Raw genomic sequence first — 24,628 nt, forward strand, 5'->3', positions numbered from 1 at the left:
ATCCAAAATAATATCTAATAAATAATTATATTTGGAAAACGAAAATATCAATTATAAAAAAATGAGAAGAAACCTTACTGTTTTATTTGCCTTATTAGCCATAAGTTTTGCTTTTGGACAAGGAAAATATGGCAAATATCTGAATTCAAAGAAGCTTGCTTTGGCTTATAAGAGTGTGAAAGACCAAGATAAGGATGACTATTATCAACAATTCTATTGGCTTGTAAAGGCAGAGCAACTGAAAACTTATCCTCACCTTAAAGACATTAAACCTGTTGTTTTATATGAATTTGTAAAATATGTAAACCCACAAAATCCGACAAAAAAACTGGACGCAAGAGGTAAAGAACTGAGAGCAACTGCAGAATTATCATTAAATCAATATTTTAAAAATAAAAAATTCGAGAACAATTCTGTTTTAATGTATAACCTTGAAACGTATGTAGATCCTTCAAAAGGTCAGTATTATACTAAAGTAGATCCGGAGAAAATCAAGGAACTTGTACCAAAAGAATTATTTGCTTTCAACTCATTCAACAGAAATATAGGAGAAGAAAAAACCTATTATCTTTGGATTGACAAGAAAAAAGATGATCTGAATATTGTAGATATCATCCCTAGCGAAAAAGAAGACAAAGCTTTCTACACAAGATTGAAACAATATCTTCCAAGCTATAAATTCTCAAAATATGTTCCTTCTGTAAAAAAAGGAAACAAATCTGATAAAACGGACATTGAATACTACTACATCATGCCGTTCGAGCAGAATACCGATAATATCGAATATAAAACAAAGGATTTCAAAACTTTCACCTTAAGCCAGTATAGAAAAGCTGGTGATGAATGGAAAGGAGTAGAAAAACCTAGAAAATAAATCAAAAAGTCCTGTGAAATCTCGCAGGACTTTTTTAATTTTATATGGATTTCATGATCTAAGGATCAGACCGCTTAAAGCAAGCAAGTTCTTCAAATAAAAATAAGCCTGGATGTTTTCTATGTCCAGCCTATACAAAATGACAGAAGCAAACCCACAAAAGACATCCATAAAGAAAATCCTTCCCTTAATTCTGGCCACTGCTATTTTCATGCAGATGCTGGATTCTACCATTCTGAACACTTCCCTGCCCTCTATTGCAAAAGATCTGAAAGAGTCTCCGCTTAATATGCAGAATGCCATCATCAGTTATGTTCTGACGTTAGCGGTTTTTATGCCTGCCAGTGGATTTCTGGCAGACCGGTTTGGGACAAAAAAAGTATTTATTTTTTCATTAGTGCTATTCAGCTTAGGCTCACTGTTTTGTTCTATGTCTCAAAATCTTACCCATCTCGTTATTTCGAGAGTCGTCCAGGGAGTTGGAGGAAGCTTGATGACCCCTGTCGGAAAACTGGCACTTATCAAAACATTTGATAAAAGTGAACTGCTCAAAGCAATGAACTTTGCCATCATTCCTGCTCTTATCGGACCTGTACTCGGTCCATTGGTAGGAGGTTATATGGTAGATTATCTTTCATGGCACTGGATATTCCTTATCAATATTCCGATTGGAGTGCTGGGAATTCTTTTAGGATTAAAATTCATGCCCGATTATAAATCCGATGATGTTGATTTTGATTTAAAAGGTTTCCTGATCTTTGCAGCGGCCTCACTCCTACTTTCCGTTTCCCTGGAACTTTTCGGAGATATGCAGAATATTACGCCGGTCCTTGTAGTCTTTATCCTTGGTTTCTTATTCCTTTATTATTATTACAAACATGCAAAAAAGGGAGGACATCCTATTTTTCCTTTAAACTTGTTTCAGGTAAGAACTTTCAGGGTAGGTATTGTAGGAAATCTAGCTACCAGATTAGGAATCAGCTCCGTTCCGTTATTGCTTCCATTGATGATTCAGATCGCCTACAAACAATCTGCAGTCACTTCAGGATGGATCATTGCTCCTATGGCTTTAACGGCTATCTTCGGGAAATCCTCTGTCATTAAAATTTTAGATAAGTATGGTTATCGTCAGACTTTAATGGTGAACACATTCATCATCGGAACATTAATATGCCTTCTTGCCATACCTAACATTCACACTTCTCTCTATTGGTTTGTTCCCATCATCGCTGTATTAGGTTTTTTCAACTCTATACAATTCACGTCCATGAACACGATTTCAATCGCTGATCTTCGAAATTTCCAGACCAGCAGCGGAAACTCATTAATCTCCGTTAATCAACAATTGGCCATCGGTTTCGGAATTGCCTTCGGACTTATTGTGTTAAAGCTATTTGAAAATACAGATCTTATTAAAGGAGAAATCCACAATGCTTTTCGATTAACCTTTCTCACCGTAGGAATATTAACAATTTTATCCGGATTCGTGTTTAGAAGACTGCATATTTCGGATGGAAAGAATATGAAGTCGAAGGAAGATTAAATAGATCTGATCACAGCTTCACCCCTTCCTACGAACTTAACACAGATCAATGCTTTTCGCATATAACAATGGTAATTTTGTTTACATAAATCAACAATGTGATGGCAACCAAAAAAATAGAAATCGTAGTATCTCCAAAACCTGCGCACTTTGTAGGTGATGGATTCAGGGTTCACAATTTCATTCCGGGAGTACCTGGATTGGATATGAAAAGAATGGATCCGTTCATTATGCTGGATTACAATTCAAAATTTCATTTCAACGGATCAGATACCCCAAGAGGGGTTGGTGTACATCCGCACAGAGGTTTTGAAACAGTAACCATAGCATATAGCGGAAAAGTAGAGCACCATGACAGCGCTGGCGGTGGCGGTGTGATCGGAGAAGGTGATGTTCAGTGGATGACTGCTGCTAAAGGAGTTCTTCATAAAGAATACCATGAAACCGAATGGGCAAAAAAAGGAGGAATCTTTCAGATGGTTCAGCTTTGGGTAAATCTCCCTGCGAAGGATAAAATGAGCTGCCCAAAATACCAGGCTATAGAAAATTCCAAAATGGAACGAGTGGATCTGGGTGAAAATGGTTTTATAGAAGTAATTGCCGGAGAATATGATGGTCACAAAGGACCTGCCAGTACTTTCACTCCGGTTCATATGATGAATGCCAAACTTAAAGCTGGAGGAAAAGCAGAATTTAATTTCCCCGCTCATTTCAATACGGCTGCTTTGGTGATTGAAGGAAGTATAATCATTAATGGAGAAGAAACCGCTAAATCAGATCATTTTGTATTATTTAAAAATGAAGGTGAAACATTCACCATCGAAACAAAAGAAGATGCAGTTATTTTAATTATCAGTGGCGAGCCTATCAACGAACCTATTTATCCTCACGGACCTTTTGTGATGAATTCCAGAGAAGAAATCATGCAGGCTTTCGAGGATTATAATACCGGAAAATTCGGATATCTGGAAGATTAAAAGATTTAAATTTATCTTAATCTTTGATTATTCCTTTTTTATTAACTTTATATAATGGCAAACCTTATAGGTTTTAAAACCTATAAGGTTTAATTGTCTTAACACACAATTTCCTGCATTTATAGGAAATGTGATTCCCTTAGTACAAATATTATGAAACCAGAATTTGAAAATATAACTCTTGTAAAAGCCGAAAAAAGGTTTGAAATAGAATTCAACGGACATTTTGCATTTATTGATTACCGTGAAACCATGCATCAGATTTCTTTGATCCATACTGAAGCAGAACCGGAATTAGCCGGAACTGGCGCAGCGGCTGCGGTAGTAGAGAAGACATTGAATTTTATTGAAGAAAGCGGAAAAAAACTTCTTCCTTTCTGTCCTTATGTTTTCGCTTTTATTAAGAAACATCCTGAATGGAAACGTATCGTAGATGAGAGATTTGAAGGTTATGACAAACTTTAAACCTTCATCAGTACTCATCAATTTATTTAAATAACATTTTAAAAAGTATCACATCATCATGTCAAATATTGGACTTATTATTGAAGAAAAAGCAGCAGATATCGGAAATTTTCTGGTAGGAAGACTCCTTCCTTTCCGTGAAAAAAGAGCCGTTGGCCCTTTTGTTTTTATTGACCACATGGGACCTTCAGAATTAAAAGATTATCAGAATCTTGATGTTCCGCCACATCCGCATATCGGCTTATCTACATTAACTTACCTGTTGGAAGGTTCTATTTTCCACAGAGACAGTATCGGAAGCGCTATCGAAATAAAACCAGGTGCTGTCAACTGGATGACTGCCGGAAAAGGAGTTGTACATTCTGAAAGAACACCTGAATATTTAAGACACAGTGATAAAAGACTTCACGGATTTCAGATCTGGGTAGGGCTTCCAAAACACCTCGAGCAGTCTGAGCCTACTTTTCATCATATTGAAGCGGATGATATTCCGGTTTGGGAAAAAGATGGTATTCAGTATAAATTAATTGCCGGTGAAGCATTCGGAAGAACGTCAGCAGTTCCGGTACACAGCAAATTATTTTTCATTGAGATCAAAACAAAAGAAGCAAAGAAAATTAGCATCGGGAAAGATCTTTATGGAGAAGCAGCCATGTATGTTCTGGATGGAACGGTAACCACAGACGGAAACTCTTATGGTTCAAAACAGCTGATGATTGCTAAAGATACCAAGCTTTGCGAATTTGAGATGAGTGAAAACGGAACAGTTTATCTTTTCGGTGGCGAGCCATTCGATGAAGAACGTTTTATATTCTGGAATTTTGTTAACTCTGATAAAGAATTAATCGATCAGGCAAAGGTAAACTGGAATGACCAGAATCACGAAGCATTCCCTTTGGTTCCTGGCGATGAAAAGGAATACGTTCCGCTGCCTAAGGCTATTTTAAACAGAAAATAACTTCACACCAGATTTATCAGCCATGAAAATATTAGCATTTGCAGGAAGTACGTCTTCCACCTCCATCAACAGAGAACTGGTAAAATTTGTTCTGAAAGATTTTCAGGACGAAGAAATCAATCTGATAGACCTCAACGATTTCACGATGCCCGTTTTTTCTGTGGATCTCGAAAAGAAAGGGTTTCCGGATGAAGCGCATCAGTTTTTAAAAGTGATTGAGGAATGTGATGTGATCATCTGCTCTCTTGCAGAACACAACCGTTCTTACAGTTCAGCCTTTAAAAATGTTTTTGACTGGTCTTCAAGAATTAATGTAAAAGTATTTCAGAATAAACCCATGCTTTTAATGAGCACCTCTCCCGGAGGTTACGGAGGCGGAAATGTAATGAATACAGCAAAAACTTTTTTTCCTCAGTTTGCAGCAGATATCAAGGATACTTTTTCACTCCCAAAGTTTTATGAAAATTTTGATATGGAAAGCGGTGTTATCAATCCGGATATGCTGAATGATCTTAAAGGGAAGATACAAAACTTTAAAAATCAGGTAAAGTAAATGAATAAAGGAAGACTGGAGGCATTCAGTGATGGTGTCCTTGCTATTATTATCACGATTATGGTACTTGAACTGAAAGTACCTGAAGGGAATAGCTGGGCCAGTGTCAAACCTCTTCTTCCTAAGTTTCTGGCTTATATTTTCAGTTTTATTTATGTAGGAATCTATTGGAACAATCATCATCATTTATTTCAGACGGTAAAGAAAGTAAATGGTAGCATTCTTTGGGCTAATCTTCACCTGCTGTTCTGGCTTTCTCTGATGCCTGTTGCCACAGAATGGATCGGAACTACGAATTTTGCAAAAAATCCTGTTGCAGTCTATGGTATTGGGCTCATTATGTCAGCTATTGCTTACACCATTCTGGAACATTTGATTATCAGGTGCGAAGGAGAAGATTCAAAGCTAAAGGAAGCTATTCATTCGAAATATAAAGAATATATCTCTATTGTATTTTATGTCCTGGGAATCGCTACTTCATTTTTTTATCCTTATATTGCCATAGGTTTTTATTATATCGTGGCTCTTATATGGCTGATTCCGGACAGAAGAATCGAAAAAACATTAAAAGAAAATTGATATGGAAACACACGAATATCCCAACGGTAACATCACCGTCATCTGGCAGCCTCAAAAGTGTATCCACTCGGCTGTATGTGTAAAAACACTTCCAAAAGTCTATAACCCTAAAGAAAGACCTTGGATAAAAGCAGAAAACGCAAGTCCTGAAGAACTTAAAAATCAGATAGATCTATGCCCATCAGGTGCATTAAGTTATAAATTCAATACAGCAAAATAATGGCGGTAACGGTAAAAGCAAGTTTAGGAAAAACAAAATATTATACAGAAGTAACAGCCGGCGAAAATACAATCATTACGGATGAACCGATTGATAAAGGCGGACAGAATAAAGGCCTTAATCCTATGGAAATTCTGGCCACATCACTGGCAAGCTGTACAGCAGCTACATTGAGAATGTATATTGAAAGAAAGGAATGGGATGTGGAAAACATCAATGTAGAAGTAGAGCTTGAAAATTTTCCATTAACAAAAAGAGCAGTTTTCAAAAGAGACATCAGCTTTGAAGGTATTCTGGATGATGAGCAGCGAAAAAGACTGCACACCATTGCGGATGCATGCCCAGTTCATAAAATATTAACCAACGACATAGAAATACTAACTAAATTCTCATAACATGATCGAAGTAAAACAAAACAACGACGAAAAACACGGAAGTTTTGAAGCTTTCATAGATGGAAGACGCGCAGGAATGATGACGTATACCTGGGCCGGAGAAGAAAGATTTATTATTGACCACACTGAGGTGGAAGAAGCTTACAACGGAAAAGGTGTAGGCAAGGAAATGCTTCTGGCAGCCGTAGATTTTGCCAGAAAAAATGATAAGAAGATTATTCCCCTCTGCCCTTTCGCTAAAGCAAGTTTTCAGAAAAGTGAAGAACTTCAGGATGTTTTGGTGAATTAATCACGGTATAACTCCCTTACCATACAAACCTTTCAGAGCAATCTCTGGAAGGTTTTTATTTTTAAAGGAAATCATTGCTTACAAGTAAATTAACCATCACAATTTATTTTGAAACCAACAGGGATTCAAATTCATGATTCACGACTGATCTTTTTTATATATTTGCTAAAATTTAAAAATCAAGAATGAATCCAGGAACTATCCTTTTGTTATTTGTTTTCGTCTATTTTATCAGCCTTTTGGTAATTTCTTATTTTACCAGCCGGAATTCTGATAACCAGTCATTTTTTATTGGTAACAAAAAGAGTAAATGGTGGCTCGTAGCATTCGGAATGATAGGAACCAGCTTAAGCGGGGTTACTTTTATTTCAGTTCCGGGAACTGTAGGGAAAATGACCGGTTCCGAATATATTTACGGAGGTTTTGAATACTACATGATGGTGATCGGGTTCTTCATCGGATATTTTATTGTTGCTGCAATATTGCTCCCGCTCTATTATAAGATGAATCTGACTTCTATTTATACCTATCTGGGGAAAAGATTCAATGTGGAAGCACATAAAATCGGTTCGATCTTTTTTATTATTTCAAGAGCCATTGGAGCTACCGCAAGATTATACCTGGTAGTGAATGTTTTACAGATATTTTTACTTGAAGGATTGGGAGTTCCGTTTTGGGTAACATCTCTTGTTCTTTTATTAATGGTACTTCTGTACACTTTTGAAGGAGGTGTAAAAACCATTGTTATTACAGATACACTGCAGACATCTTTTATGATTATCAGTCTTGTAGCTTGTATTGTTTATATCTTATCCAACCTGAATTTATCTTTTGGTGAAGCTTATACAATTCTTGAACAGAAAAACTATACTCATTTCATAAATTTTGATCCGAATTCCAAAACCTTTTTCCTGAAAACGATTCTGGGCGGAATTTTCATCACCATTGCTATGACAGGATTGGATCAGGAAATGATGCAGAAAAATATCTCTGTAGATAATCTTAAAAATTCAAAGAAAAACATGTTAACCTTTGCAGGAACACTTCTTATTGTGAACCTTGCATTTTTGTTCCTGGGAGGATTATTATATCTTTTTGCATTGCAACACGGAGCAGAATATGGAACACTGAACGCTGAAACGGTTACCAATATTTTCGGATTTAAAGATGCTTCAGGAAATATTAAAAATGTCATGGGAGATGATCTTTTCCCTGCATTATCACTTCAGGGATATTTCCCAATGGCTATTTCTGTTATTTTCATTATTGGATTAATTTCAGCCTTATTCCCTTCTGCTGATGGTGCTTTAACAGCTGTAACAAGTTCATATTGTGTAGATTTACTAAACCTTAACGAAGACAAAACCAAAACTGAAAAAGAAAAGAAACGCCTTCGTATGAAAGTACATTTGATTTTCACGGTAGTTTTCTTCGTCCTGATTATGGTTTTCAAAGCATTGAATGATAAATCCATCGTTTATCTGATCATGGAAATTGCAGGATATACTTACGGACCGCTTCTGGGACTTTTTGCTTTTGGCATTTTTACCAAATTCCAGATCTCCAGAAAATACTCAATTCTTACAGTTACCCTTTTAGCACCGGTATTGACTTATTTCATTAATACGGCAGTTACAACTTATACGGATTATAAAATTGGTGTAGAACTAATTGTTTTAAACGGATTACTTACTTTCATTGGTCTGTGGTTGGTAAAAAACAAACAACATTTAAGAGTTGTTTAATCATATAAAAAAGGCTGTCCTCGAAATGAAGACAGCCTTTTTTTAATCAATGGAATGAAGTAATTATTCTTTAACCCATTTGATGGTTTTCTCCGTATTCTTAGATTTAACTTTAATCAGATAATCTCCTGTAGCCAGGTGAGACAAGTCAAAAGTACCTGTTTTATCATGATTCAGTTTATTATTGACCTGAGTGAACACTAATTTACCGCTTACATCATATACTGTAATATCATACACTTCATTTGAATTGGTAAATTTCACATTCAGAAGTCCTTTGCTTGGATTAGGATACACTACAAACACATCTTTATTGGCCGCAATCTCATTCACTCCCAATGTCTGGGTAATCGTAAAGTTGATTGGATTAATGTTGTAGAAAACATTTGTTTCTGCAGCGACCATAATTCTTGCCTGTGTCGTATTGACGTTAGGAATGGTAACAGCTTCAGAACCATCATTCGGAGTGGATGCCAGGATCAACGTAGGATAAGTAAGCCCGCCGTCCGTGGAAAGGTAAATATTTACAGTAGCAGCATTCACCGGGAATGCAGTAGTATTAGCTACATCCCATGTGATTGTTTGAGTAGAATTACCAGCCCAGTTTACCGCTGTAGTAGGTGCAGTTACGTTAAAAGGTCCTGAATTTCCATCAACGGTAATGATTGCATCATCATTGGCTACCCCCGCACAACCCGCATTATTATCTCTTACCGTCAGCCTGAACTCCATTGTTCTTGCATAAGCTGGTCTAACTTCTCCTTTAGAAACCGTACCGTTGATTACATCAGTAAGTTTCGGAAAATATCTGTAAGGAACAGTTACCGGCACATAGGATCTGAAAATAGCAGCATTGCCTGTAGGTGCATTCCAGTCACTTGCCGGGCCTACATCATTCTGTTCCCAGCTGTAAGTAAGAGGATTGTTATCTAAATCTGTAGCAGATCCTTCTAATCTGAACGGAGTACTCTTAGGGATGGTATAATCACCTCCTGCATTTACAGTAGGAGCGAAATTATTGGTTGGAAGAGTAACCTGACAAGTTGTTGACTGAACTTTTGTGGTGATAGACTGGTAGGATTTGGTATGGAAAGTTGGAATACTGTTAGCTGCTAAGTTATTTACACTTCCACAAATTCCTGCATACGCCATAATCGTAATTCCACTGCCTGGTTCTACAGCGTTGGTTGCACTACGGTTACCACTACAGCTTCCTGTTGTTGCATTAAAAGTATGCGGGCCTCCAAATTGGTGTCCAACTTCATGGGCAACATAATCAATATCATATGGATCTCCTACAGGGTTAGATGAACCGGTAATTCCTCTTCCTTTATTGGAGTTGTTACAGATTACCCCTAATCCGGCTAATCCACCGCCTCCGGTACTGAAGGTATGTCCGATATCATAATTGGCATTTCCTATCAGTAAGTCAATCTGAGTCTGGCTTTCGTTAATTAATGTTCCGGCACTGTCATTTCCTGTAAAAGGATCTGTAGCGGCACTTGTAAAGATCACATTGGTTTCAGTACCTACTAATACCAATCTTGAAGCAACTTCCTGTTCATATACCCCATTTACTCTGTTTACAGAGGTTACAATAGCTGAAAGTGTCTGTGCCACTGTAGGTGTTGCTGAACCGGTTGCAGCAATTGCATACTGATGGGTACAAGCCACTGCAAATCTGAAAACTCTAATTTGAGTTCCTACGCTTGGAGCTGTGGTTTTTTGAGCGTTTTTTTTTGCTAGTGAAGAATCTTCTTCATCCTTCACTCCGCAGGATTTTGGATTTTTATCAATCAAATCACTTTTTTTATAAATGATATAATTGTTGACATCCTGTTTTGCATAAGGATCAATATAAGAATCACCTGCTACCAAAGATTTTATCTGTGCATGGAATCCTAGTTCTGTAAAATCAAGTTTTAGGGTTGCATATTTGTCGTCAATTCCCTGTCCTGTAAAAGTGACAATCTGAGGAAACTTGCTGGCTAATTCGGGAGCCATCACTGAAGATTTCCAGATTCTGAATTTTGCTTTCGTACCGTCAGGCATTGGCAATACAATGATTGGAGCATTGTCTTTACGGTCATTGTCTTTTAGTTCAGGAACTGAATTAAAATAGCTTTTCATTCCCGCTACATCCAGTGTATAAGTCAATGACTTTTCCGGCTGCACTGTTCTGTTTTTAGGATCTGCTTTGATAGACCTTTCACTGATTACAGTAAAAAAATCCTGGGCTTTCCCTGAGGAAACGGATATCACAAATATCCCCAGATAAAATAATTGTTTAATTTTCATATATAATGGTATGTAATTTTTATCAACTCAAACATTCAGACTAAAAACCAAAGAATAATTAGTTAAAGGTTTATAATTCAAGATTATTTGAATTATAAAATTAGTTAAATTAATCTAATTATCACAAACTAAAATTCAAAAAAGAGCGATATTTAATAGCAAAAAACCAATGATCCAGCTACCACAAAGCATTACCGTTAATAAATATTTTTCATTTTTTTCTATTTGTATAAATAACTGATTTTATAGACTTTTGTATTTTAATTATCTTTGACACGAATGATATAAATTAATTTTTAAAATCATCGAAATAAAAAAAACAAAAATTAAAAAACTACGAAAAAAATTATCGCGATTTTTACATTTCTATTGACGTTTAACTTTATGAATGCTCAGGAAAATTTTGAAGTATCAACCTTAAGAATTGGACCGTTTAAAGTCTTTATGCCCAAGGTTGAAGCAGAAAAAATTGCAGGAACAAAATTGGTCAACTCAAATGGAGAGAAAAAAAATAGGGTGAAGTATAATGGGGAGACGATCCAGATTGATCTTTTTGACAATTACATCAATGAAGCTAATCCTAGTGTTCCTTCCATTACCTTTATGACAACCTCGAGTAAAAAATTTAAAACGAAAAGCGGAATCGGGGTAGGAAGTACCAGAGATGATCTGATTAATGCTTATAGAAGTTACGCCAATTTCAGTGTACGCCCGGATTGGGATTCCAATGGTAAACCGATTAAAGATTCCGGTTATTTTAATATTGAAGACAGTCAGGCAGGAACACTACTAAGCTTTAAATTTGTTAATAATATCGTGACAGAAATCTCAGTTTATCTCAATGAAGGCTGTTAAAAGCAGAAAAATATTCAATTCAGTCAAAATCCGGGTTTTCATATCCGGATTTTTGCATTTCCATAAGCCGGTAAAAAATTGTAAATTCGCATGCAAATAAATCAGATATAATGAGTAAAAGTATCGAAGAGTTAAAAACTCTTACTACGCAGATCAGAAGAGACATTTTAAGAATGGTTCACGCTGTAAATTCAGGACACCCAGGTGGTAGCTTAGGTTGTACAGAGTTCTTTACAGCACTTTATGGAAAGGTAATGAACTATAAACTTCCTTTCACAATGGAAGGCAAAAATGAAGATCATTTTTATCTATCAAACGGGCACATTTCTCCGGTATTCTACTCTACTTTAGCAAGATTTGGTTTCTTCCCTGTAGAAGAACTTAAAACTTTCAGAAAATTAGATTCAAGATTACAGGGACACCCTACTACTCATGAAGGACTACCAGGAATCAGAATTGCTTCAGGTTCTCTTGGACAAGGACTTTCTGTAGCGCTTGGAGTAGCTCAGGGTAAAAAATTGGATGGTGATCAATCTCTTGTTTACTCTCTTCACGGAGACGGTGAGCTTCAGGAAGGTCAAATCTGGGAAGCATTGATGTATGCAGCTGCCAAAAAAGTAGATAATATCATCTCTACTATCGACTATAATGGTCGTCAAATTGATGGTGATACAGATGATGTATTAAGTTTAGGAAATCTTCATGCTAAATTGGAAGCATTCGGATGGATTGTTTTGGAAGAAAAAAATGGTAATGATCTTGAAGCTGTGATTGCAATCCTTGAGAAAGCAAAAACAGAAACTGGAAAAGGAAAACCGGTAGCAATTCTTCTTCATACAGAAATGGGTTACGGTGTTGATTATATGATGGGATCTCATGCTTGGCATGGTAAAGCTCCTAATAATGAGCAGTTGGAAACAGCAATCAAGCAATTATACCTAGAAGCTCCGGCTGACTACTAATATCTTAACATCTCGATTAATAAAATAAAAATGAAATATACATATACAGAAAAAAAGGACACGCGTTCAGGATTCGGAGCAGGATTAGCTGAACTGGCTGACAAAAATCCTAATGTAGTAGCACTTTGCGCAGACCTTATCGGTTCTTTGAAGATGGAGAAATTCATTGAGAAAGCTCCTGAAAGATTCTTTCAGATTGGTATTGCAGAAGCAAACATGATGGGAATTGCAGCTGGTCTTAGTATTACAGGAAAAATTCCTTTTACAGGAACTTTCGCTAACTTCTCTACTTCAAGAGTATATGACCAGATCCGTCAGTCTATCGCTTATTCTAACAAAAATGTAAAAATCTGTGCATCTCACGCAGGTATTACTTTAGGAGAGGATGGAGCTACTCACCAGGTTCTTGAAGATATCGGGATGATGAAAATGCTTCCTGGAATGACCGTGATCAACACTTGTGACTACAACCAGACAAAAGCTGCTACCTTAGCGATTGCAGATTTTGAAGGTCCTGTATATTTAAGATTCGGAAGACCAGTAGTTCCTGTTTTCATTCCGGAAGATATGCCTTTCGAAATCGGAAAAGGAATTATGCTTCAGGAAGGTACTGATGTAACAATTGTTGCAACAGGACACCTTGTTTGGGAATCTCTTGTAGCTGCTGATGAGCTTGAGAAAGAAGGTATTTCTTGTGAAGTTATCAACATTCACACGATCAAGCCTCTTGATGAAGAGATCATTTTAAAATCTGTTGAAAAAACAGGTAAGATTGTAACGGCTGAAGAGCACAACTACCTTGGAGGTTTAGGAGAATCTGTTGCAGGAATGCTTGCAAGAAAAAGACCTACAAGACAGGAATTTGTGGCGGTAAACGACACTTTCGGAGAGTCTGCAACACCAGCAGAGCTTATGAAGAAGTATAAAATTGATGCTGCTGCAGTAAAAGAAGCTGTGAAGAGAATTTTAGCTTAATATAAGCTGTTTTATATAGACAAAACCCGGCGGTTTCTTCGAAACCGCCGGGTTTTTTTATTGTGTATAAACCACCCCGTCAAAAAGAGAGGAATGGTTACACCTTCATTCTTCATCGTATTAGTTTTTACCCTGCTTATTATTGTTCTTCCTGACTCAAGGGAATTCCTACTGCAATGAGAACAGGACATAAAATTTCTTTTATATACTCGTCCTGTCTTCTCTCGGAAGCTTTTGAACCTGAAAAATAATTACTGATTCTGTAGTTTTTTACAAACTGATTTCTCTTTTTACCGATGGAATAATAATATCCACCTCTTTCATCATTCACAAAATAGGTCATTTCATCAAAATTCATGAGCTTTTTGGAAAGTAACAGTTTTCTGTAAATACACTTTTCCGATTTATCAAAAATATATTTCACAGGAATTCTGAAAAAGAGGTCAAACAGGAAGTAGATCATATAAACAACCCATAATCCCATGGCAATTTTGAACTGATCTCCGGACATTTTATCCATAAAATAATAGATGATCACAGGAAGTGCAATGACTCCCAATGCCAGCCACCAAACCAAAGTGCGAATGAAACTGTAATTGGGCATAAAGCTGATTTCACTTCCGTTTTCTTCAAACTTATAGCGGTCTCTGATGTTCATTTTCAGGATGATTAATGTTCAAAATATCCTCTGTTTCATTGACCATTTTCTGTATTCCTTTCTGGGTAAGCGCCTGGCCTATTGTAAGCTGTTTTTCTTTACCATCTACTTCAAAATAAACAGAAAGCATTACATTGGTGGTAATAAAACCCATATATTTTGTTGCTACCACATGAAAATTTCTGAAATTCTCAATAGGATATGTTCTTGCCGGAACAAAAATCGTATGTTTCCCGGTAATCGTTTTACGATCCATATCGATGATAAATTTCTTGGTAAAGAAGTTGACTACAATAAGTGCTACTACTGCCATAATAATATAGCTACCGGTTCTTACACTGTTAAAAATTAACCCTGCAATGACCAGAAAAATAATGCAGAGCACCGCAATAAACACCGGCTGGTTTTTAAAAATGTATTGATTTCCTTCTTGTTTATAAAATTGATAGTTGTTCATAATGAATGTAATTGTTCTTTGTATTTTAGTTGGGAGTTGAGTCTAATGCTTTAAAAAGCTTTTATATAGATTGTAATGTATAAGAGGCTTCTGAGACAATTATTTTATCGGACTTCATACGTATATATTTAAAGTGTTTTTTTAATTCCTCATTCTTTTAATTGCCCCAGGTAGCCATCCAGTCCAGATATTCATTTTTGTATTCATTATCATTCAGTCTAATGATAAGATTCTTCAGGTCTTTTTGTTCAAACTCATAATCTGAAACCGTGAAAATCAGGAAAACATCTTTGCCTGTAATCTTTGTGAAAAAGTTCTCATTTTTAAGTTTCTCCAGTACTTCAATGCAGGTTGAATATAATTTGATCTGAAAACGCTCAAACCATTGATCATCGTCATCATGTTTACTAAGCTCTGCCCTCAACTGAGTACAGATGCTATCAAATTCTTTATCGGCTCCTTCCATTTCATAGGTCCATTCTGCCGGTTCATATTTATAATAAAGAGCATCTTCCTCCTCTGCATTTTCCATTACTTTCAATGTATTGGCTGCAGGACATACGGTCATTGCTCCCTCATCGCTGTACAGTGCAAAGCTGTAAATTCCTTCTGCACCATGCTTTTCATACACTTCTAAAAAAGCTTTCTTAGCAGCGTCTTCTATCTGCTGTTTCAAAATTTCAAAATCCATACTTCTTTTCTTTTTTAAAATGGGCGGTAAAAATACCTTTATCCTGTCAAATCAGCACCTTATATTCTTACAAAGGCTGTTCAATTTCATGATTATAGCTATCTGTTTTTATTATAGAGGATTAATCCGGGAATCAAAATCGCTGCTCCAGCGAGCATAGGAATCAGCTCTCCATATTTAAACAGCCAGGAAGTTTCTCTGGATGGTCCTATTTTAATCACAACTACCAGGCAAAAGCCTATTATTATCAAAATAATTCCTAGTATTTTTTTCATACTATCAGGTTTTAGTTATTGGTAAATCAGTCTACAAAACTGTTATAACGATCAAGGATGTAGCCTGCTTCTCTTTCCAGGTCATCAAGATCTCTGTTCAGTTCCTGATTATTTTCATTCAGACTCCTTTGTACAATTCTCATTTTACCAAGAAAATCGTTAACAGAATTATTGAATGCCTGATAACTGCTTTCCTTCTGTTTTTCCGATAATGGAATACTTTCGCTGATATTTCTGTTGTATAATTTTTCCATCTGCAGATACTGTTGGGAAAATTTATTTTTATAGACATTGATATCCGTTACATCATAAGAGTCATCTATGATCTTCTGAGCCAGTTCCATCGTTTCTCTGGATTGGAGGATCTGTGTTTTAAGCGGATGATCTTTAAGGATTTCTATTTCCGCCTTATCTGCTCTGGGAGAAAGTTTTGCAAACAAATCCGTGGCAGCAGTACGGTTTTCCTGCATTAGCTTTTTAGCTTTTTCACTCATCTCAGTTACTTTTTTACCTTGATCATCCTTCCAGTCTTCTGCTTCTTTATAGCTTTCTAGTTCTTTCTTTAAAGTTTCCAATTGAGTCATTGTATCCTTCATTGTATCAACAAGTGTCTGAAAATCTTTTCCCAATACATCAGGAGCTTTCAATTCCTGATGGGCATGCATCATAATTGTAGGTGTGAAAATAGGTGTGATTCCTGAAAACTGCGGATTAGCAGTTACATTCTTTACATACTCTTCCATCTGAATCAGTGAATTCTGGAAGTTTTTGATAAAATCTGAATGGGCATCATCCATTTTTACGATTTTATTGTTAAAAGAAATAATATCTCTATTGGGATCTCCTGAATTGACACTGAAAGGATTTACCTGCTTAGGAGCAGTATTCTGTGAAAGCTTTTCTTTAATTTTCTCCAATTTATCACACGATATTGCAGAAAGGCTCAGAAAAATTACTCCAATGATAACGAATGATCTTTTCATAATTCTATATTAATTGTGATAGGTATTTTTATTTTATTTTTTTAGTAATATCTTCCAGCTCATTAGTGATTTCCTGTATGATTCTTTTGCTGAAAGACTGGGATATTACAGGCCGTTTAAATTGTGATACATTTTTAAAATTGGCATACAAATAACATCCCAGAGGAATAAATCCCAACTGAAATGTCTGCAGTTCAAAACCTTCAAAATCATCCAGATTATAAATAAATATCTTTCGGTTCAAACCATTATTCGCTACAGTAAGAGTTTTATTTTCAGTATCAAAATTTACTTTTGGGGGAATAAAAGAAACTATGGTGAGCAATAATGAAAAGATAAGCAAAACAATTCCTGTCTTCATATAGCCGGTATTGGTAATAAGTAACATCGAAATGCAAACCCAGGCTATTCCTATAATATGCTGAAGTGCCATATACTGCTTCACCTCATATTCCGTACCCTTTTTCTTTAAGTGTTTAAAGCCTTCCATATCCAAAAAAATCAGATCCTAACCGATGAAAGAGAATTTATCTTCAAACATTTTTCCGATCAGAGGTAAAGGCTTTTCAACATCATTGGCTGCATTAATGATTCCGATAATCATCAGTACCAAAGGAATAAAACCAAATATCCCAAGAATTCCGATTTTGGTTACCATCAATATGATATTGAGAAGGATGGATAATATAACTGAAAAAATAATCAATCCCAAAGACTGTTTCAGATGATATTTTAAAAGTTTATTCGACTTTTCTTTTCCGATAATGAAGGAAATCAGCCATCCGAAAAGCGTAATATAAGAAACAATTGATAATGTTTTGTTGTCCATAATTGTAAAATTTTAATTAATATTTTTTGATTTTTTCCTGGTTCAAAATTGCAACAGAAAAATTCCTTCTTCATCATTTCAGCAACTACAAAACACCTTCAACCGAGATTAAAATTGACTACAAAACGTCTACAAAAACAAATAAAACACTGATTTACAACAATATAAAAACTAAAATCATTTTTACTTTTTTATGTAGGAAATTGACAGGTGTCTACAATTTTTGTACTTTCACCCTATGAAACTAAAGTACTTACTTTTATATTGTATACTTTTTATCTGCACCTTATACCCTGCACAGAATACATTTATCGATGGCATTAAAAACCAATTGAGCGAAGAGCATATTACAACCGCAGAAAAATTCAAAATTTATAACGAGCTTACCGAATATTACAGAGTCAGTGATCAATATAATACCGCCGAAAAATATGTACAGCAACAAATGGAACTGGCTAAAAAGGAACAAAATGATGCCGAAGAAGTAAAAGCACTTACCCAAAAAGGAATTATTAAGCTTAACCAGTCCGAGTACAATACAATTCCACCTATCATTGATGCTGCGAATGAAATTGTTCAGAAGAGCAATAATAAAACTGCCGCGCTATATGCCAGTTATCTGAATATCTACTACATGAATGCTCTTGGTGAATCTGAAAGCACAATCAAACTGATACAGAAAGTACTTCCTATGGTAGAAAAGCAGCCTTCAGAAATCATGCTGAATGCAAAACTCAATTATCTTCTCTACGGAATCTACACTGAATGGAATGATGCTGAAAATGCTACCAAATATGCAAAAAAATCCATTGAGTTTGCTGAGAAATCAGGAAATAAAAATCTATTGAGTTCGGCCTATTCTGCATTGGCAGTTTGCTACTCTTTCCAACATGCAAAGACCGGAGACTTAAAAGATCTGAAACCTGTCATAGAAATGTGTAAAAAGGCTGTAGCCCTATATCATCAGTTTCCTGGGCATGTTTCTGCACACGTACATGCTATGGCACTGCTGAATCTTATCAATTACTATTTGAGCTATCCTGTTATGACTCCTGAGATACGGGAGGAAATTCAGAAGAATGCTAACGAAATATTAGCCCTTACTGAGCATACCACCCTTAATCAGGGAATGCAGGCTGGAGCACTTGGTGTTTTGAGCAATCTTGCATCACGGGATCAAAATGACGCTTTATCAGAACAATATCTCCTGAAAGCAGAAACAATTCTTCTTACCCAAAAGCCGGTCTATTACCATGTGATGATTAATGTGGTAAAAGATCTTGCCCAGCTATATGCCAAACAAAAAAATTACCAGAAAGCCTATGAGTATGAGTCAAAGGTAACAGAATACAATAACCTTCTTTTTGATGAAGGACAGGCTGAAACTGCCAAAAGACTGGAAGCTCAATTTCAATCTCAGAAAAAAGAAACTGAACTCAGATCTCTCACCGAAAAAACAGCCAGTCTGAAAAAAGAGAAACTCCTCTATATCGGTTTGGGGATTATAGGATTGATTGGAGCATTCTTTATGTTCCGTTCTTATCATTTTAAGCTGCGATATTCTATAGAAAGAGAAAATAAGCTTGATACGGAAAAGCATGAAGCAGAAATACAAATCAAACTCCAGAAGGAAGAACAGGCCAGATTAAAAGCAGAGCAGGAACTTCTTACCCTTCAGCAACAAAAGCTTCAAAGTGAGGTACTAGCCAGCCAGCTTCATATCCAACATAAGAATGAAATTCTTCAGAACCTTCAGAACCAGCTTTCTGATACTGATATCAATATTCATCAGGTTGTAAAGGGAGAAAACCGCGTTGATAATGATTTTGAAAAGATCAGATTCACCATTCAGGAACTGCATCCTGATTTTTTTAAAAACATTACTGAAAAAGCCCAACAAAAACTTACAGCTCTGGATTTAAAATACTGCGCCTACATCTATCTGGGAATGGATACGAAACAGATAGCCAACCTCCTCAATGTAGAGCCCAAGAGTGTAAGAATGACCAAATACCGCCTGAAAAAGAAGTTCGGGCTGGATGAAAATATGGCCTTAGAATCTTTTTTTCAGGGAGTACTCGCTGAGTAAGCAGTCAATATCTATAGTATACTAAAAGGCATTTCAACTCATTGCTGAAATGCCTCATATTTATATTTATATTTATATTTATATTTATATTTATATTTCATTTGTTCAGCTTTAAATTTTTAAAACCAGAGGTTTTCTATAAAAAAAGAGAAGATATTTACCTTTATTTTTGAGTAAAAAGTGGGACTTCTTCATAAAAAATCACACCGAAAGCATACAAATTATAACCAACATAAGTTGACCAAGGTCTTATTTCCGGACTAAAAACTATTTATTTCCGGATATTGTACAATAGAAAATATTACTCTGTAACCTCGTATTAAGACATTTTGTTTTATTTAGATGATGATCATGTAATTTATACTTTTTCATATTTCAAATATTTCACCAAAACCCAGCTCTCTTTCAGAGTAAAATTTGCATTTGTGTATACAGAAAAAATACAAATCATTTGCACATTTTATCCCTATAAAGTGATCTAAATAGTTATAGTTTTATCCCATCAACGTTGATGAAATACATTCTTCATTTTTGACTACAAGTGTACAGTGTATGATAAAGTTTAGAATTATTCACCCCAGGTCATGGGATAATTTGACACAAATGATTTACATAAAACAATTAAAAATTACACACATGAAAAAATTAAATGGAATGAAGAGAGACTTCTCTTCTTTGGAAAACAAAAAAATGAAAAATCTACAGACTATTAAAGGTGGGGAAACTGCTATCAACTACGTTGCTACTAACAAAGGAGAATGTTATGACAAAGAAACGTGGATTGACCACACACTTGATTCAACTTTAGAAATCTGCTAAGATCAATAAAAGTGTTAATATATTGTGTAGGGAGGAAATAATTCCTCCCTTTTACAAATAAGAGTATCGTTAATCCAATAAATACTGATTACCAATGAAACGAAATTCAATTTTGATATACTTGCTCATTACCGTCTTCATCGTCCTTTCCTGTAAAAGCAATGATTATATTGCTTACTATAACAGAGTGAACGAAATTGATAGTATTTACCGGATTGCAAACCAACCTGAGAAAGCTATAAAGCAGTACAGAAAACTATTTAAAAAATACATTCCAAAAAATCAAGATCGTATCAAAGAATATGAGACTTATATTAAGCTGGCTGATCAACATCAAAAGAATTTCGGTGGAAAGAAAAGTTTATACAAGCTTATCCCTCTGATTGCTCCCTATGAAGGTTCAGAAAAAAGCTATTTCGGTCTGTTTCAAAAATACGGTATCGACAGTACTGAGGTGAAACAAAGAATTGCAAGCTGGAAAAAAAGTTTGAATAAGCGACTGGTAGATTCTTTCAGCGTGGCATTTGTCCGTGATCAGGCGGAAGGCAGGAGAAACCCACAGCTTATGGAAAAGAATGACAGAATCAATGCACAACTGTTGAAATGGACCTTTGAAAACTACGGCTATCCTTCAGTACAAAAAATAGGTCTCATTGGAAATGGTGGCGTGTTTATGCCTATGCACCCCTTGTTCAGTCACATGATAGGTGAAAAAGAATATCCTTATTTCAAAACTAAAATGCTGGAATATATACAATCCGGAGACTGCATTCCAAAAGACTATGCCAATATGGTAGACCGCCACAATCTGCAAATAAGTAAAGAAGGAATCATATATGGAGTTTATCTAAGCTATGATGCTATTGTGGATACAATAAAAGCCAATCAGGAAAGAAAAAAAATAGGTATACCCAGTATTCAACATTCTTCTAAAATCACAAAAGATTACTTAAAAAAATGATTCTTATTATTTCCAACAACAATGAAAGAACCACTAATAAAATTATAGAATGGCTCCTTGAAATGAAAAAGAAATTCATCCGTATTCATGAAGATGAAATTTTTGAAATTGCAGTGGAGAACAAAAAAATACTATTAAGGAGTAGCAGAAGTTCTTTTTTTCTGGATGAGATCACAAGCGTGTGGTACAGAAGAGGCAGATTAAAAATCAAACGCTTAAAGTATGAAAACCTTTCTGTAAACGCTCATATGAATGAAGTACAGCATTGGCTGGAAGATTATGTAAGAAAAAGCCTGGAATCCAAAAAACATATCAACAAAGAAAGTAATAGTGATATTAATAAACTACTGGTACTGGAAAAGGCTAAAAAAATAGGTTTAGAAATTCCTGAATATTATCTGGCAGATAATACAGATCTGGTTTCTCTGGATAAAACTATTGTAAAAACCATTGGTGGAAATCCTATTTTGGATGACATTGATAAAGATTTAAATGGTATCATGTATACCTCAACGGTACACGAAAGAGAGAAAGCAAAGTTCTTCATTACTTTCTTTCAGGATAAGGTTGATAAAGAATTTGAAATCAGAACATTTTATCTCAACGGAAAATGCTACTCGATGGCTATTTTTTCTCAAAATGATGAACAGACAAAAACTGATTTCAGAAAATATAATTTAGAAAAACCTAATAGAAATGTTCCCTACAATCTTTCCTCTAGCATTGAAGAAAAAATTAAACTTCTGATGCAATCATTGGATCTTAATTGTGGATCACTTGATTTTTTAAAAGGAAAAGATGGCAAGTTTTACTTTTTAGAAGTTAATACCATCGGCCAGTTTCTTGCACTGTCTCATACCTGTAACTATTCGTTGGACAAAGAAATAGCAGATTATTTATGAAAATTAAAGTTAAAGAAAAAAACAAGCTTCCGCTTACCTTCAAACATATTGAACCCTTCAATGATCAGAAACTTACAAAACCTAATGATGTCATCTATGTTTTAGAATGTGAAAAATATCAGACCAATTATTATATACGAGAAAGACCTATCAAATCATTGAACCGGCTACTATGAAATACTTCAACTTATTTAGTAATATCCTTATCACCAAAGGAACCACCAGAATCCTGATTTCGGATCTACAAAGAAATGTATCAGAACTGTATCCTCTGGAGTTATACGAGATCATTGTAGAATTGAAAACTCATTCTATTGAAACTATGATGACAAATTATGATGAAGAATCCAGAGAAATTGTTCAGGCCTACATCAATCTTCTACTGGAAAAAGAGTATGGATTTGTTACTGAAAATGATTGGGACAGAAATTTCCTTCCTCTCTCTTACGACTATCATGAACCCAGTTCTGTAACAGATCTTTTTATAGAAATGGAAGATATAGGGATCTTAAAGAAGATATACCTGTCAATAGAAAATCTTGGAGTTAAACATTTGGTTATTTACAGTTTGAACCCGTTAGCTTTAAAAGATTTTATAGAAATTGATGAAATTTTTAAAACTTCGGTCTTATCCGGAATAGAAATTTTCTCTCCGTTTCATCAGAAAATCAACCTATCTTTTATACAGGATCTTCAAAAAAACACGGTAAGAATTTACAGTCTCATTCTTTACAATTGTTCGAAACCTCCTTTCAAAGCTAAAGATGAATACCGTTTCTCGCTGCATTTCCTGAAAGATGACCTGAAAATATCTGCGTGTGGAAAAGTGGATTTGAAATACTTCAATACGAATATAACTAAAGTTATAGAAGCTATCAACCACAATTCCTGCCTGTATAAAAAGATAGGCATTGATAGGCATGGTAACATCAAAAATTGTCCGCTCATGAGTGAAAGCTTTGGAAATATCTATCAACAAAGCCTTGAAGAAACACTCAATCAGCCTGATTTCAAAAAATACTGGAATCTCACCAAAGACCATATTGAAATATGCAAAGACTGCGAATTCCGTTATGTCTGCACAGACTGCAGGGCATACACTGAAAATGCTGTTAAAAACAAAAAAGGACTGAATGTATCAAAACCTCTGAAATGTGGCTACAATCCTTATACAGGCATTTGGGATGATTGGTCAAAAAATCCTTTAAAACAGGAAATTTTTAATTCTCTGGAACTCAGATAATTTTTTCCATAAACCTTGTTAATTGAAAACCGCTTTTAAATTTGATTTAAAAGCGGTTTGTTATCTTATTGTATTTGAAACTTTATTTAAAAAACTTCCATTTTGGGATAATGGCAAGCATTCCGAAGCCTGTAAACAGGAAAAGGTTGGTAACATCTGTATACAAAAATGTAGACAGGTAGTAATTGTGCATAAAGAAATGCAGCACCAGCAAAGCCGGAAACATAAAGATTCCCACTTTTCTGTAAAAGAACATCAGCACCAGCCCGATCATCATCAGTACATCAATAGAAAAAATCACATAGAAATACCACCTTGGAATCTGAAGATATTCATGCTGCAGATATTCATCCACATCGATACCAAGCCCCATTATAGTAAACAACATTAAGGCTGCAAATGCCAGTATAAATCCCCATCCTTTCTTTGGGTCTTCGTCAAAATAGCTGTATTCTTCCATACCTACAAAAATAAAGAACTTATGAGAGATTTCATAAGTTCTTTTATAATTATTCGTTTAAAATTTGACTTACACAGAGATTGCGTTGATCAGTCTGTTTTTGTCACTTAAGAATTCCTCCATAGAGATCATACTTTCAGTTCTCATTACATCCTGAATGTCGTCGATCTGGTAAATAATTCTTTTAGCATCATCAGTATTCTTAGCTCTTACTTTACAGAAAATATTATATTTCCCGGAAATAACGCTAGCCTCGATTACGTTAGGAAGAGTTGACAATTCTTTCAATACTTCCTGAGTACGGTTTGATTTTGTCAAAAGGATACCTATAAAAGCTGTAAAGTGATAATCCAGCTTACCATAATCGATGTTAAGAGATGATCCCAAAATAATACCTGCATCTTCCATCTTTTTCACTCTTACGTGAATTGTTCCAGCAGAAACATCCATCTGCTTTGCAATTTCAGTAAAAGGCATTCTTGTGTTTTCTACTAAGAAATCAAGAATTTTCTTGTCTATTTCGTCCAGTTGATAGTTCATATTAGTTAAATTACAATTTCTTTAAAAAATCTA

The 24,628-nt window shown here is 35.3% G+C and carries 30 protein-coding genes; 20 read left to right on the plus strand and 10 right to left on the minus strand.

Translation table 11 applies throughout. The annotated features are described in order from the left end of the window. The first annotated feature begins 31 nt into the window (after positions 1–31). The 11 genes from REB14_RS08330 to REB14_RS08380 all read left to right on the plus strand — a co-directional run bounded on the left by REB14_RS08330 (position 32) and on the right by REB14_RS08380 (position 8,598). A complete protein-coding gene (locus REB14_RS08330) occupies positions 32–874 on the plus strand; it encodes a hypothetical protein (protein WP_034697012.1) in 843 nt (280 codons plus the stop codon). A 139-nt stretch (positions 875–1,013) separates the two neighbouring features. Beyond that, positions 1,014–2,417, plus strand: a complete 1,404-nt coding sequence (locus tag REB14_RS08335; RefSeq protein WP_079240617.1) for an MFS transporter — start codon at positions 1,014–1,016, stop codon at positions 2,415–2,417. A gap of 101 nt (positions 2,418–2,518) precedes the next feature. Next, on the plus strand, positions 2,519–3,394 hold the full coding sequence (locus REB14_RS08340; protein WP_309521942.1) for a pirin family protein: 876 nt from the start codon (positions 2,519–2,521) through the stop codon (positions 3,392–3,394). Positions 3,395–3,547: 153 nt separating this feature from the next. Beyond that, positions 3,548–3,859 carry a GNAT family N-acetyltransferase gene (locus REB14_RS08345; RefSeq protein ID WP_079240615.1) on the plus strand — a complete coding sequence of 104 codons (312 nt, stop codon included), beginning with the start codon at positions 3,548–3,550 and terminating at the stop codon, positions 3,857–3,859. Between the two features lie 58 nt (positions 3,860–3,917). Then, positions 3,918–4,817 (plus strand): pirin family protein, encoded by a 900-nt coding sequence (locus REB14_RS08350; protein WP_079240614.1) that lies wholly within the window; start codon positions 3,918–3,920, stop codon positions 4,815–4,817. A gap of 22 nt (positions 4,818–4,839) precedes the next feature. Continuing rightward, positions 4,840–5,370, plus strand: a complete 531-nt coding sequence (locus REB14_RS08355) for an NADPH-dependent FMN reductase (protein ID WP_079240613.1) — start codon at positions 4,840–4,842, stop codon at positions 5,368–5,370. After that, positions 5,371–5,949 carry a TMEM175 family protein gene (locus REB14_RS08360; RefSeq protein WP_034697007.1) on the plus strand — a complete coding sequence of 193 codons (579 nt, stop codon included), beginning with the start codon at positions 5,371–5,373 and terminating at the stop codon, positions 5,947–5,949. Position 5,950: 1 nt separating this feature from the next. Further along, a complete protein-coding gene (locus REB14_RS08365) occupies positions 5,951–6,169 on the plus strand; it encodes a (4Fe-4S)-binding protein (RefSeq protein WP_034697006.1) in 219 nt (72 codons plus the stop codon). After that, a complete protein-coding gene (locus REB14_RS08370; RefSeq protein ID WP_034697005.1) occupies positions 6,169–6,564 on the plus strand; it encodes an OsmC family protein in 396 nt (131 codons plus the stop codon). The genes REB14_RS08365 and REB14_RS08370 overlap by 1 nt, the downstream gene beginning before the upstream one ends. Before the next feature lies 1 nt (position 6,565). Then, positions 6,566–6,853, plus strand: coding sequence for a GNAT family N-acetyltransferase (locus REB14_RS08375; RefSeq protein WP_171006298.1), 288 nt, complete (start codon positions 6,566–6,568; stop codon positions 6,851–6,853). 185 nt (positions 6,854–7,038) lie between these two features. Further along, complete coding sequence (locus tag REB14_RS08380) at positions 7,039–8,598, plus strand: sodium:solute symporter (protein ID WP_309521943.1); 1,560 nt, start codon at positions 7,039–7,041, stop codon at positions 8,596–8,598. Between the two features lie 63 nt (positions 8,599–8,661). Here REB14_RS08380 and REB14_RS08385 read toward each other — a convergent pair whose 3' ends face one another. Then, entirely contained in the window at positions 8,662–10,896 is a 2,235-nt protein-coding gene (locus REB14_RS08385) for a reprolysin-like metallopeptidase (RefSeq protein ID WP_309521944.1), read from the minus strand. Positions 10,897–11,280: 384 nt separating this feature from the next. Between REB14_RS08385 and REB14_RS08390 the strand changes: the two genes are divergently transcribed. The 3 genes from REB14_RS08390 (at position 11,281) to REB14_RS08400 (ending at position 13,688) form a co-directional block, all read left to right on the plus strand. Continuing rightward, positions 11,281–11,751 carry a hypothetical protein gene (locus tag REB14_RS08390; RefSeq protein ID WP_309521945.1) on the plus strand — a complete coding sequence of 157 codons (471 nt, stop codon included), beginning with the start codon at positions 11,281–11,283 and terminating at the stop codon, positions 11,749–11,751. Positions 11,752–11,828: 77 nt separating this feature from the next. Next, positions 11,829–12,713: a transketolase gene (locus tag REB14_RS08395; protein ID WP_262487988.1), complete on the plus strand. Its 885-nt coding sequence runs from the start codon at positions 11,829–11,831 to the stop codon at positions 12,711–12,713. 30 nt (positions 12,714–12,743) lie between these two features. Continuing rightward, the gene (locus REB14_RS08400; RefSeq protein ID WP_309521946.1) at positions 12,744–13,688 is read left to right on the plus strand and encodes a transketolase family protein; all 945 of its coding nucleotides are present in this window, start codon (positions 12,744–12,746) and stop codon (positions 13,686–13,688) included. Between the two features lie 139 nt (positions 13,689–13,827). On the opposite strand, the gene REB14_RS08405 is transcribed toward REB14_RS08400, so the two are convergent. The 7 genes from REB14_RS08405 to REB14_RS08435 form a co-directional block, all read right to left on the minus strand. Next, positions 13,828–14,346 carry a hypothetical protein gene (locus REB14_RS08405; protein ID WP_309521947.1) on the minus strand — a complete coding sequence of 173 codons (519 nt, stop codon included), beginning with the start codon at positions 14,344–14,346 and terminating at the stop codon, positions 13,828–13,830. Beyond that, the gene (locus REB14_RS08410; protein WP_309521948.1) at positions 14,324–14,803 is read right to left on the minus strand and encodes a hypothetical protein; all 480 of its coding nucleotides are present in this window, start codon (positions 14,801–14,803) and stop codon (positions 14,324–14,326) included. The genes REB14_RS08405 and REB14_RS08410 overlap by 23 nt, the downstream gene beginning before the upstream one ends. A 157-nt stretch (positions 14,804–14,960) precedes the next feature. Then, the gene (locus REB14_RS08415) at positions 14,961–15,494 is read right to left on the minus strand and encodes a DUF4303 domain-containing protein (protein ID WP_079240606.1); all 534 of its coding nucleotides are present in this window, start codon (positions 15,492–15,494) and stop codon (positions 14,961–14,963) included. A 98-nt stretch (positions 15,495–15,592) separates the two neighbouring features. Then, entirely contained in the window at positions 15,593–15,769 is a 177-nt protein-coding gene (locus tag REB14_RS08420) for a DUF6903 family protein (protein WP_158521346.1), read from the minus strand. Positions 15,770–15,795: 26 nt separating this feature from the next. After that, positions 15,796–16,752, minus strand: coding sequence for a YiiG family protein (locus REB14_RS08425; RefSeq protein WP_309521949.1), 957 nt, complete (start codon positions 16,750–16,752; stop codon positions 15,796–15,798). Positions 16,753–16,780: 28 nt separating this feature from the next. Then, the gene (locus tag REB14_RS08430; protein WP_309521950.1) at positions 16,781–17,242 is read right to left on the minus strand and encodes a hypothetical protein; all 462 of its coding nucleotides are present in this window, start codon (positions 17,240–17,242) and stop codon (positions 16,781–16,783) included. A gap of 18 nt (positions 17,243–17,260) precedes the next feature. Next, the gene (locus REB14_RS08435; RefSeq protein WP_079240603.1) at positions 17,261–17,581 is read right to left on the minus strand and encodes a magnetosome magnetite crystal formation protein family; all 321 of its coding nucleotides are present in this window, start codon (positions 17,579–17,581) and stop codon (positions 17,261–17,263) included. 238 nt (positions 17,582–17,819) lie between these two features. Here REB14_RS08435 and REB14_RS08440 point away from each other — a divergent pair, with 238 nt between their 5' ends. The 6 genes from REB14_RS08440 (at position 17,820) to gwsS (ending at position 23,595) form a co-directional block, all read left to right on the plus strand. Continuing rightward, positions 17,820–19,670: a helix-turn-helix transcriptional regulator gene (locus tag REB14_RS08440; RefSeq protein WP_309521951.1), complete on the plus strand. Its 1,851-nt coding sequence runs from the start codon at positions 17,820–17,822 to the stop codon at positions 19,668–19,670. Positions 19,671–20,306: 636 nt separating this feature from the next. After that, positions 20,307–20,489, plus strand: coding sequence for a TIGR04139 family peptide modification target (locus REB14_RS08445; protein WP_062675427.1), 183 nt, complete (start codon positions 20,307–20,309; stop codon positions 20,487–20,489). 94 nt (positions 20,490–20,583) lie between these two features. After that, positions 20,584–21,450 carry a hypothetical protein gene (locus tag REB14_RS08450; protein ID WP_079240599.1) on the plus strand — a complete coding sequence of 289 codons (867 nt, stop codon included), beginning with the start codon at positions 20,584–20,586 and terminating at the stop codon, positions 21,448–21,450. After that, positions 21,447–22,352 (plus strand): grasp-with-spasm system ATP-grasp peptide maturase, encoded by a 906-nt coding sequence (gene gwsG, locus REB14_RS08455; protein ID WP_079240598.1) that lies wholly within the window; start codon positions 21,447–21,449, stop codon positions 22,350–22,352. Before REB14_RS08450 ends, gwsG begins: the two co-directional genes overlap by 4 nt. Beyond that, the gene (locus REB14_RS08460; RefSeq protein ID WP_079240597.1) at positions 22,349–22,528 is read left to right on the plus strand and encodes a hypothetical protein; all 180 of its coding nucleotides are present in this window, start codon (positions 22,349–22,351) and stop codon (positions 22,526–22,528) included. Before gwsG ends, REB14_RS08460 begins: the two co-directional genes overlap by 4 nt. Next, complete coding sequence (gene gwsS, locus REB14_RS08465; protein WP_079240596.1) at positions 22,525–23,595, plus strand: grasp-with-spasm system SPASM domain peptide maturase; 1,071 nt, start codon at positions 22,525–22,527, stop codon at positions 23,593–23,595. The genes REB14_RS08460 and gwsS overlap by 4 nt, the downstream gene beginning before the upstream one ends. A gap of 82 nt (positions 23,596–23,677) precedes the next feature. On the opposite strand, the gene REB14_RS08470 is transcribed toward gwsS, so the two are convergent. Both REB14_RS08470 and REB14_RS08475 read right to left on the minus strand, forming a co-directional pair. Continuing rightward, the gene (locus REB14_RS08470; protein WP_062675432.1) at positions 23,678–24,055 is read right to left on the minus strand and encodes a hypothetical protein; all 378 of its coding nucleotides are present in this window, start codon (positions 24,053–24,055) and stop codon (positions 23,678–23,680) included. Between the two features lie 69 nt (positions 24,056–24,124). Further along, complete coding sequence (locus tag REB14_RS08475) at positions 24,125–24,595, minus strand: Lrp/AsnC family transcriptional regulator (RefSeq protein WP_034696982.1); 471 nt, start codon at positions 24,593–24,595, stop codon at positions 24,125–24,127. Between the last annotated feature and the right edge of the window lie 33 nt (positions 24,596–24,628).

Origin of the sequence: Chryseobacterium metallicongregator, assembly GCF_031324065.1 — a bacterium.
In the GTDB taxonomy this organism is placed as follows: Bacteria; Bacteroidota; Bacteroidia; order Flavobacteriales; family Weeksellaceae; genus Chryseobacterium; species Chryseobacterium metallicongregator.

What these genes read in the sequence shown, in the direction of transcription:
- REB14_RS08385 (WP_309521944.1), bottom strand. Translation starts at nt 10,896, where the DNA reads ATGAAAATTAAACAATTATTTTATCTGGGGATATTTGTGATATCCGTT.
- REB14_RS08375 (WP_171006298.1), top strand. Translation starts at nt 6,566, where the DNA reads ATGATCGAAGTAAAACAAAACAACGACGAAAAACACGGAAGTTTTGAA.
- REB14_RS08425 (WP_309521949.1), bottom strand. Translation starts at nt 16,752, where the DNA reads ATGAAAAGATCATTCGTTATCATTGGAGTAATTTTTCTGAGCCTTTCT.
- REB14_RS08355 (WP_079240613.1), top strand. Translation starts at nt 4,840, where the DNA reads ATGAAAATATTAGCATTTGCAGGAAGTACGTCTTCCACCTCCATCAAC.
- REB14_RS08345 (WP_079240615.1), top strand. Translation starts at nt 3,548, where the DNA reads ATGAAACCAGAATTTGAAAATATAACTCTTGTAAAAGCCGAAAAAAGG.
- REB14_RS08340 (WP_309521942.1), top strand. Translation starts at nt 2,519, where the DNA reads ATGGCAACCAAAAAAATAGAAATCGTAGTATCTCCAAAACCTGCGCAC.
- REB14_RS08445 (WP_062675427.1), top strand. Translation starts at nt 20,307, where the DNA reads ATGAAAAAATTAAATGGAATGAAGAGAGACTTCTCTTCTTTGGAAAAC.
- gwsS (WP_079240596.1), top strand. Translation starts at nt 22,525, where the DNA reads ATGAAATACTTCAACTTATTTAGTAATATCCTTATCACCAAAGGAACC.
- REB14_RS08475 (WP_034696982.1), bottom strand. Translation starts at nt 24,595, where the DNA reads ATGAACTATCAACTGGACGAAATAGACAAGAAAATTCTTGATTTCTTA.
- REB14_RS08380 (WP_309521943.1), top strand. Translation starts at nt 7,039, where the DNA reads ATGAATCCAGGAACTATCCTTTTGTTATTTGTTTTCGTCTATTTTATC.
- REB14_RS08350 (WP_079240614.1), top strand. Translation starts at nt 3,918, where the DNA reads ATGTCAAATATTGGACTTATTATTGAAGAAAAAGCAGCAGATATCGGA.
- REB14_RS08365 (WP_034697006.1), top strand. Translation starts at nt 5,951, where the DNA reads ATGGAAACACACGAATATCCCAACGGTAACATCACCGTCATCTGGCAG.
- REB14_RS08390 (WP_309521945.1), top strand. Translation starts at nt 11,281, where the DNA reads ATGAATGCTCAGGAAAATTTTGAAGTATCAACCTTAAGAATTGGACCG.
- REB14_RS08450 (WP_079240599.1), top strand. Translation starts at nt 20,584, where the DNA reads ATGAAACGAAATTCAATTTTGATATACTTGCTCATTACCGTCTTCATC.
- REB14_RS08405 (WP_309521947.1), bottom strand. Translation starts at nt 14,346, where the DNA reads ATGAACATCAGAGACCGCTATAAGTTTGAAGAAAACGGAAGTGAAATC.
- REB14_RS08440 (WP_309521951.1), top strand. Translation starts at nt 17,820, where the DNA reads ATGAAACTAAAGTACTTACTTTTATATTGTATACTTTTTATCTGCACC.
- REB14_RS08420 (WP_158521346.1), bottom strand. Translation starts at nt 15,769, where the DNA reads ATGAAAAAAATACTAGGAATTATTTTGATAATAATAGGCTTTTGCCTG.
- REB14_RS08415 (WP_079240606.1), bottom strand. Translation starts at nt 15,494, where the DNA reads ATGGATTTTGAAATTTTGAAACAGCAGATAGAAGACGCTGCTAAGAAA.
- REB14_RS08400 (WP_309521946.1), top strand. Translation starts at nt 12,744, where the DNA reads ATGAAATATACATATACAGAAAAAAAGGACACGCGTTCAGGATTCGGA.
- gwsG (WP_079240598.1), top strand. Translation starts at nt 21,447, where the DNA reads ATGATTCTTATTATTTCCAACAACAATGAAAGAACCACTAATAAAATT.
- REB14_RS08370 (WP_034697005.1), top strand. Translation starts at nt 6,169, where the DNA reads ATGGCGGTAACGGTAAAAGCAAGTTTAGGAAAAACAAAATATTATACA.
- REB14_RS08360 (WP_034697007.1), top strand. Translation starts at nt 5,371, where the DNA reads ATGAATAAAGGAAGACTGGAGGCATTCAGTGATGGTGTCCTTGCTATT.
- REB14_RS08430 (WP_309521950.1), bottom strand. Translation starts at nt 17,242, where the DNA reads ATGGAAGGCTTTAAACACTTAAAGAAAAAGGGTACGGAATATGAGGTG.
- REB14_RS08335 (WP_079240617.1), top strand. Translation starts at nt 1,014, where the DNA reads ATGACAGAAGCAAACCCACAAAAGACATCCATAAAGAAAATCCTTCCC.
- REB14_RS08470 (WP_062675432.1), bottom strand. Translation starts at nt 24,055, where the DNA reads ATGGAAGAATACAGCTATTTTGACGAAGACCCAAAGAAAGGATGGGGA.
- REB14_RS08435 (WP_079240603.1), bottom strand. Translation starts at nt 17,581, where the DNA reads ATGGACAACAAAACATTATCAATTGTTTCTTATATTACGCTTTTCGGA.
- REB14_RS08410 (WP_309521948.1), bottom strand. Translation starts at nt 14,803, where the DNA reads ATGAACAACTATCAATTTTATAAACAAGAAGGAAATCAATACATTTTT.
- REB14_RS08460 (WP_079240597.1), top strand. Translation starts at nt 22,349, where the DNA reads ATGAAAATTAAAGTTAAAGAAAAAAACAAGCTTCCGCTTACCTTCAAA.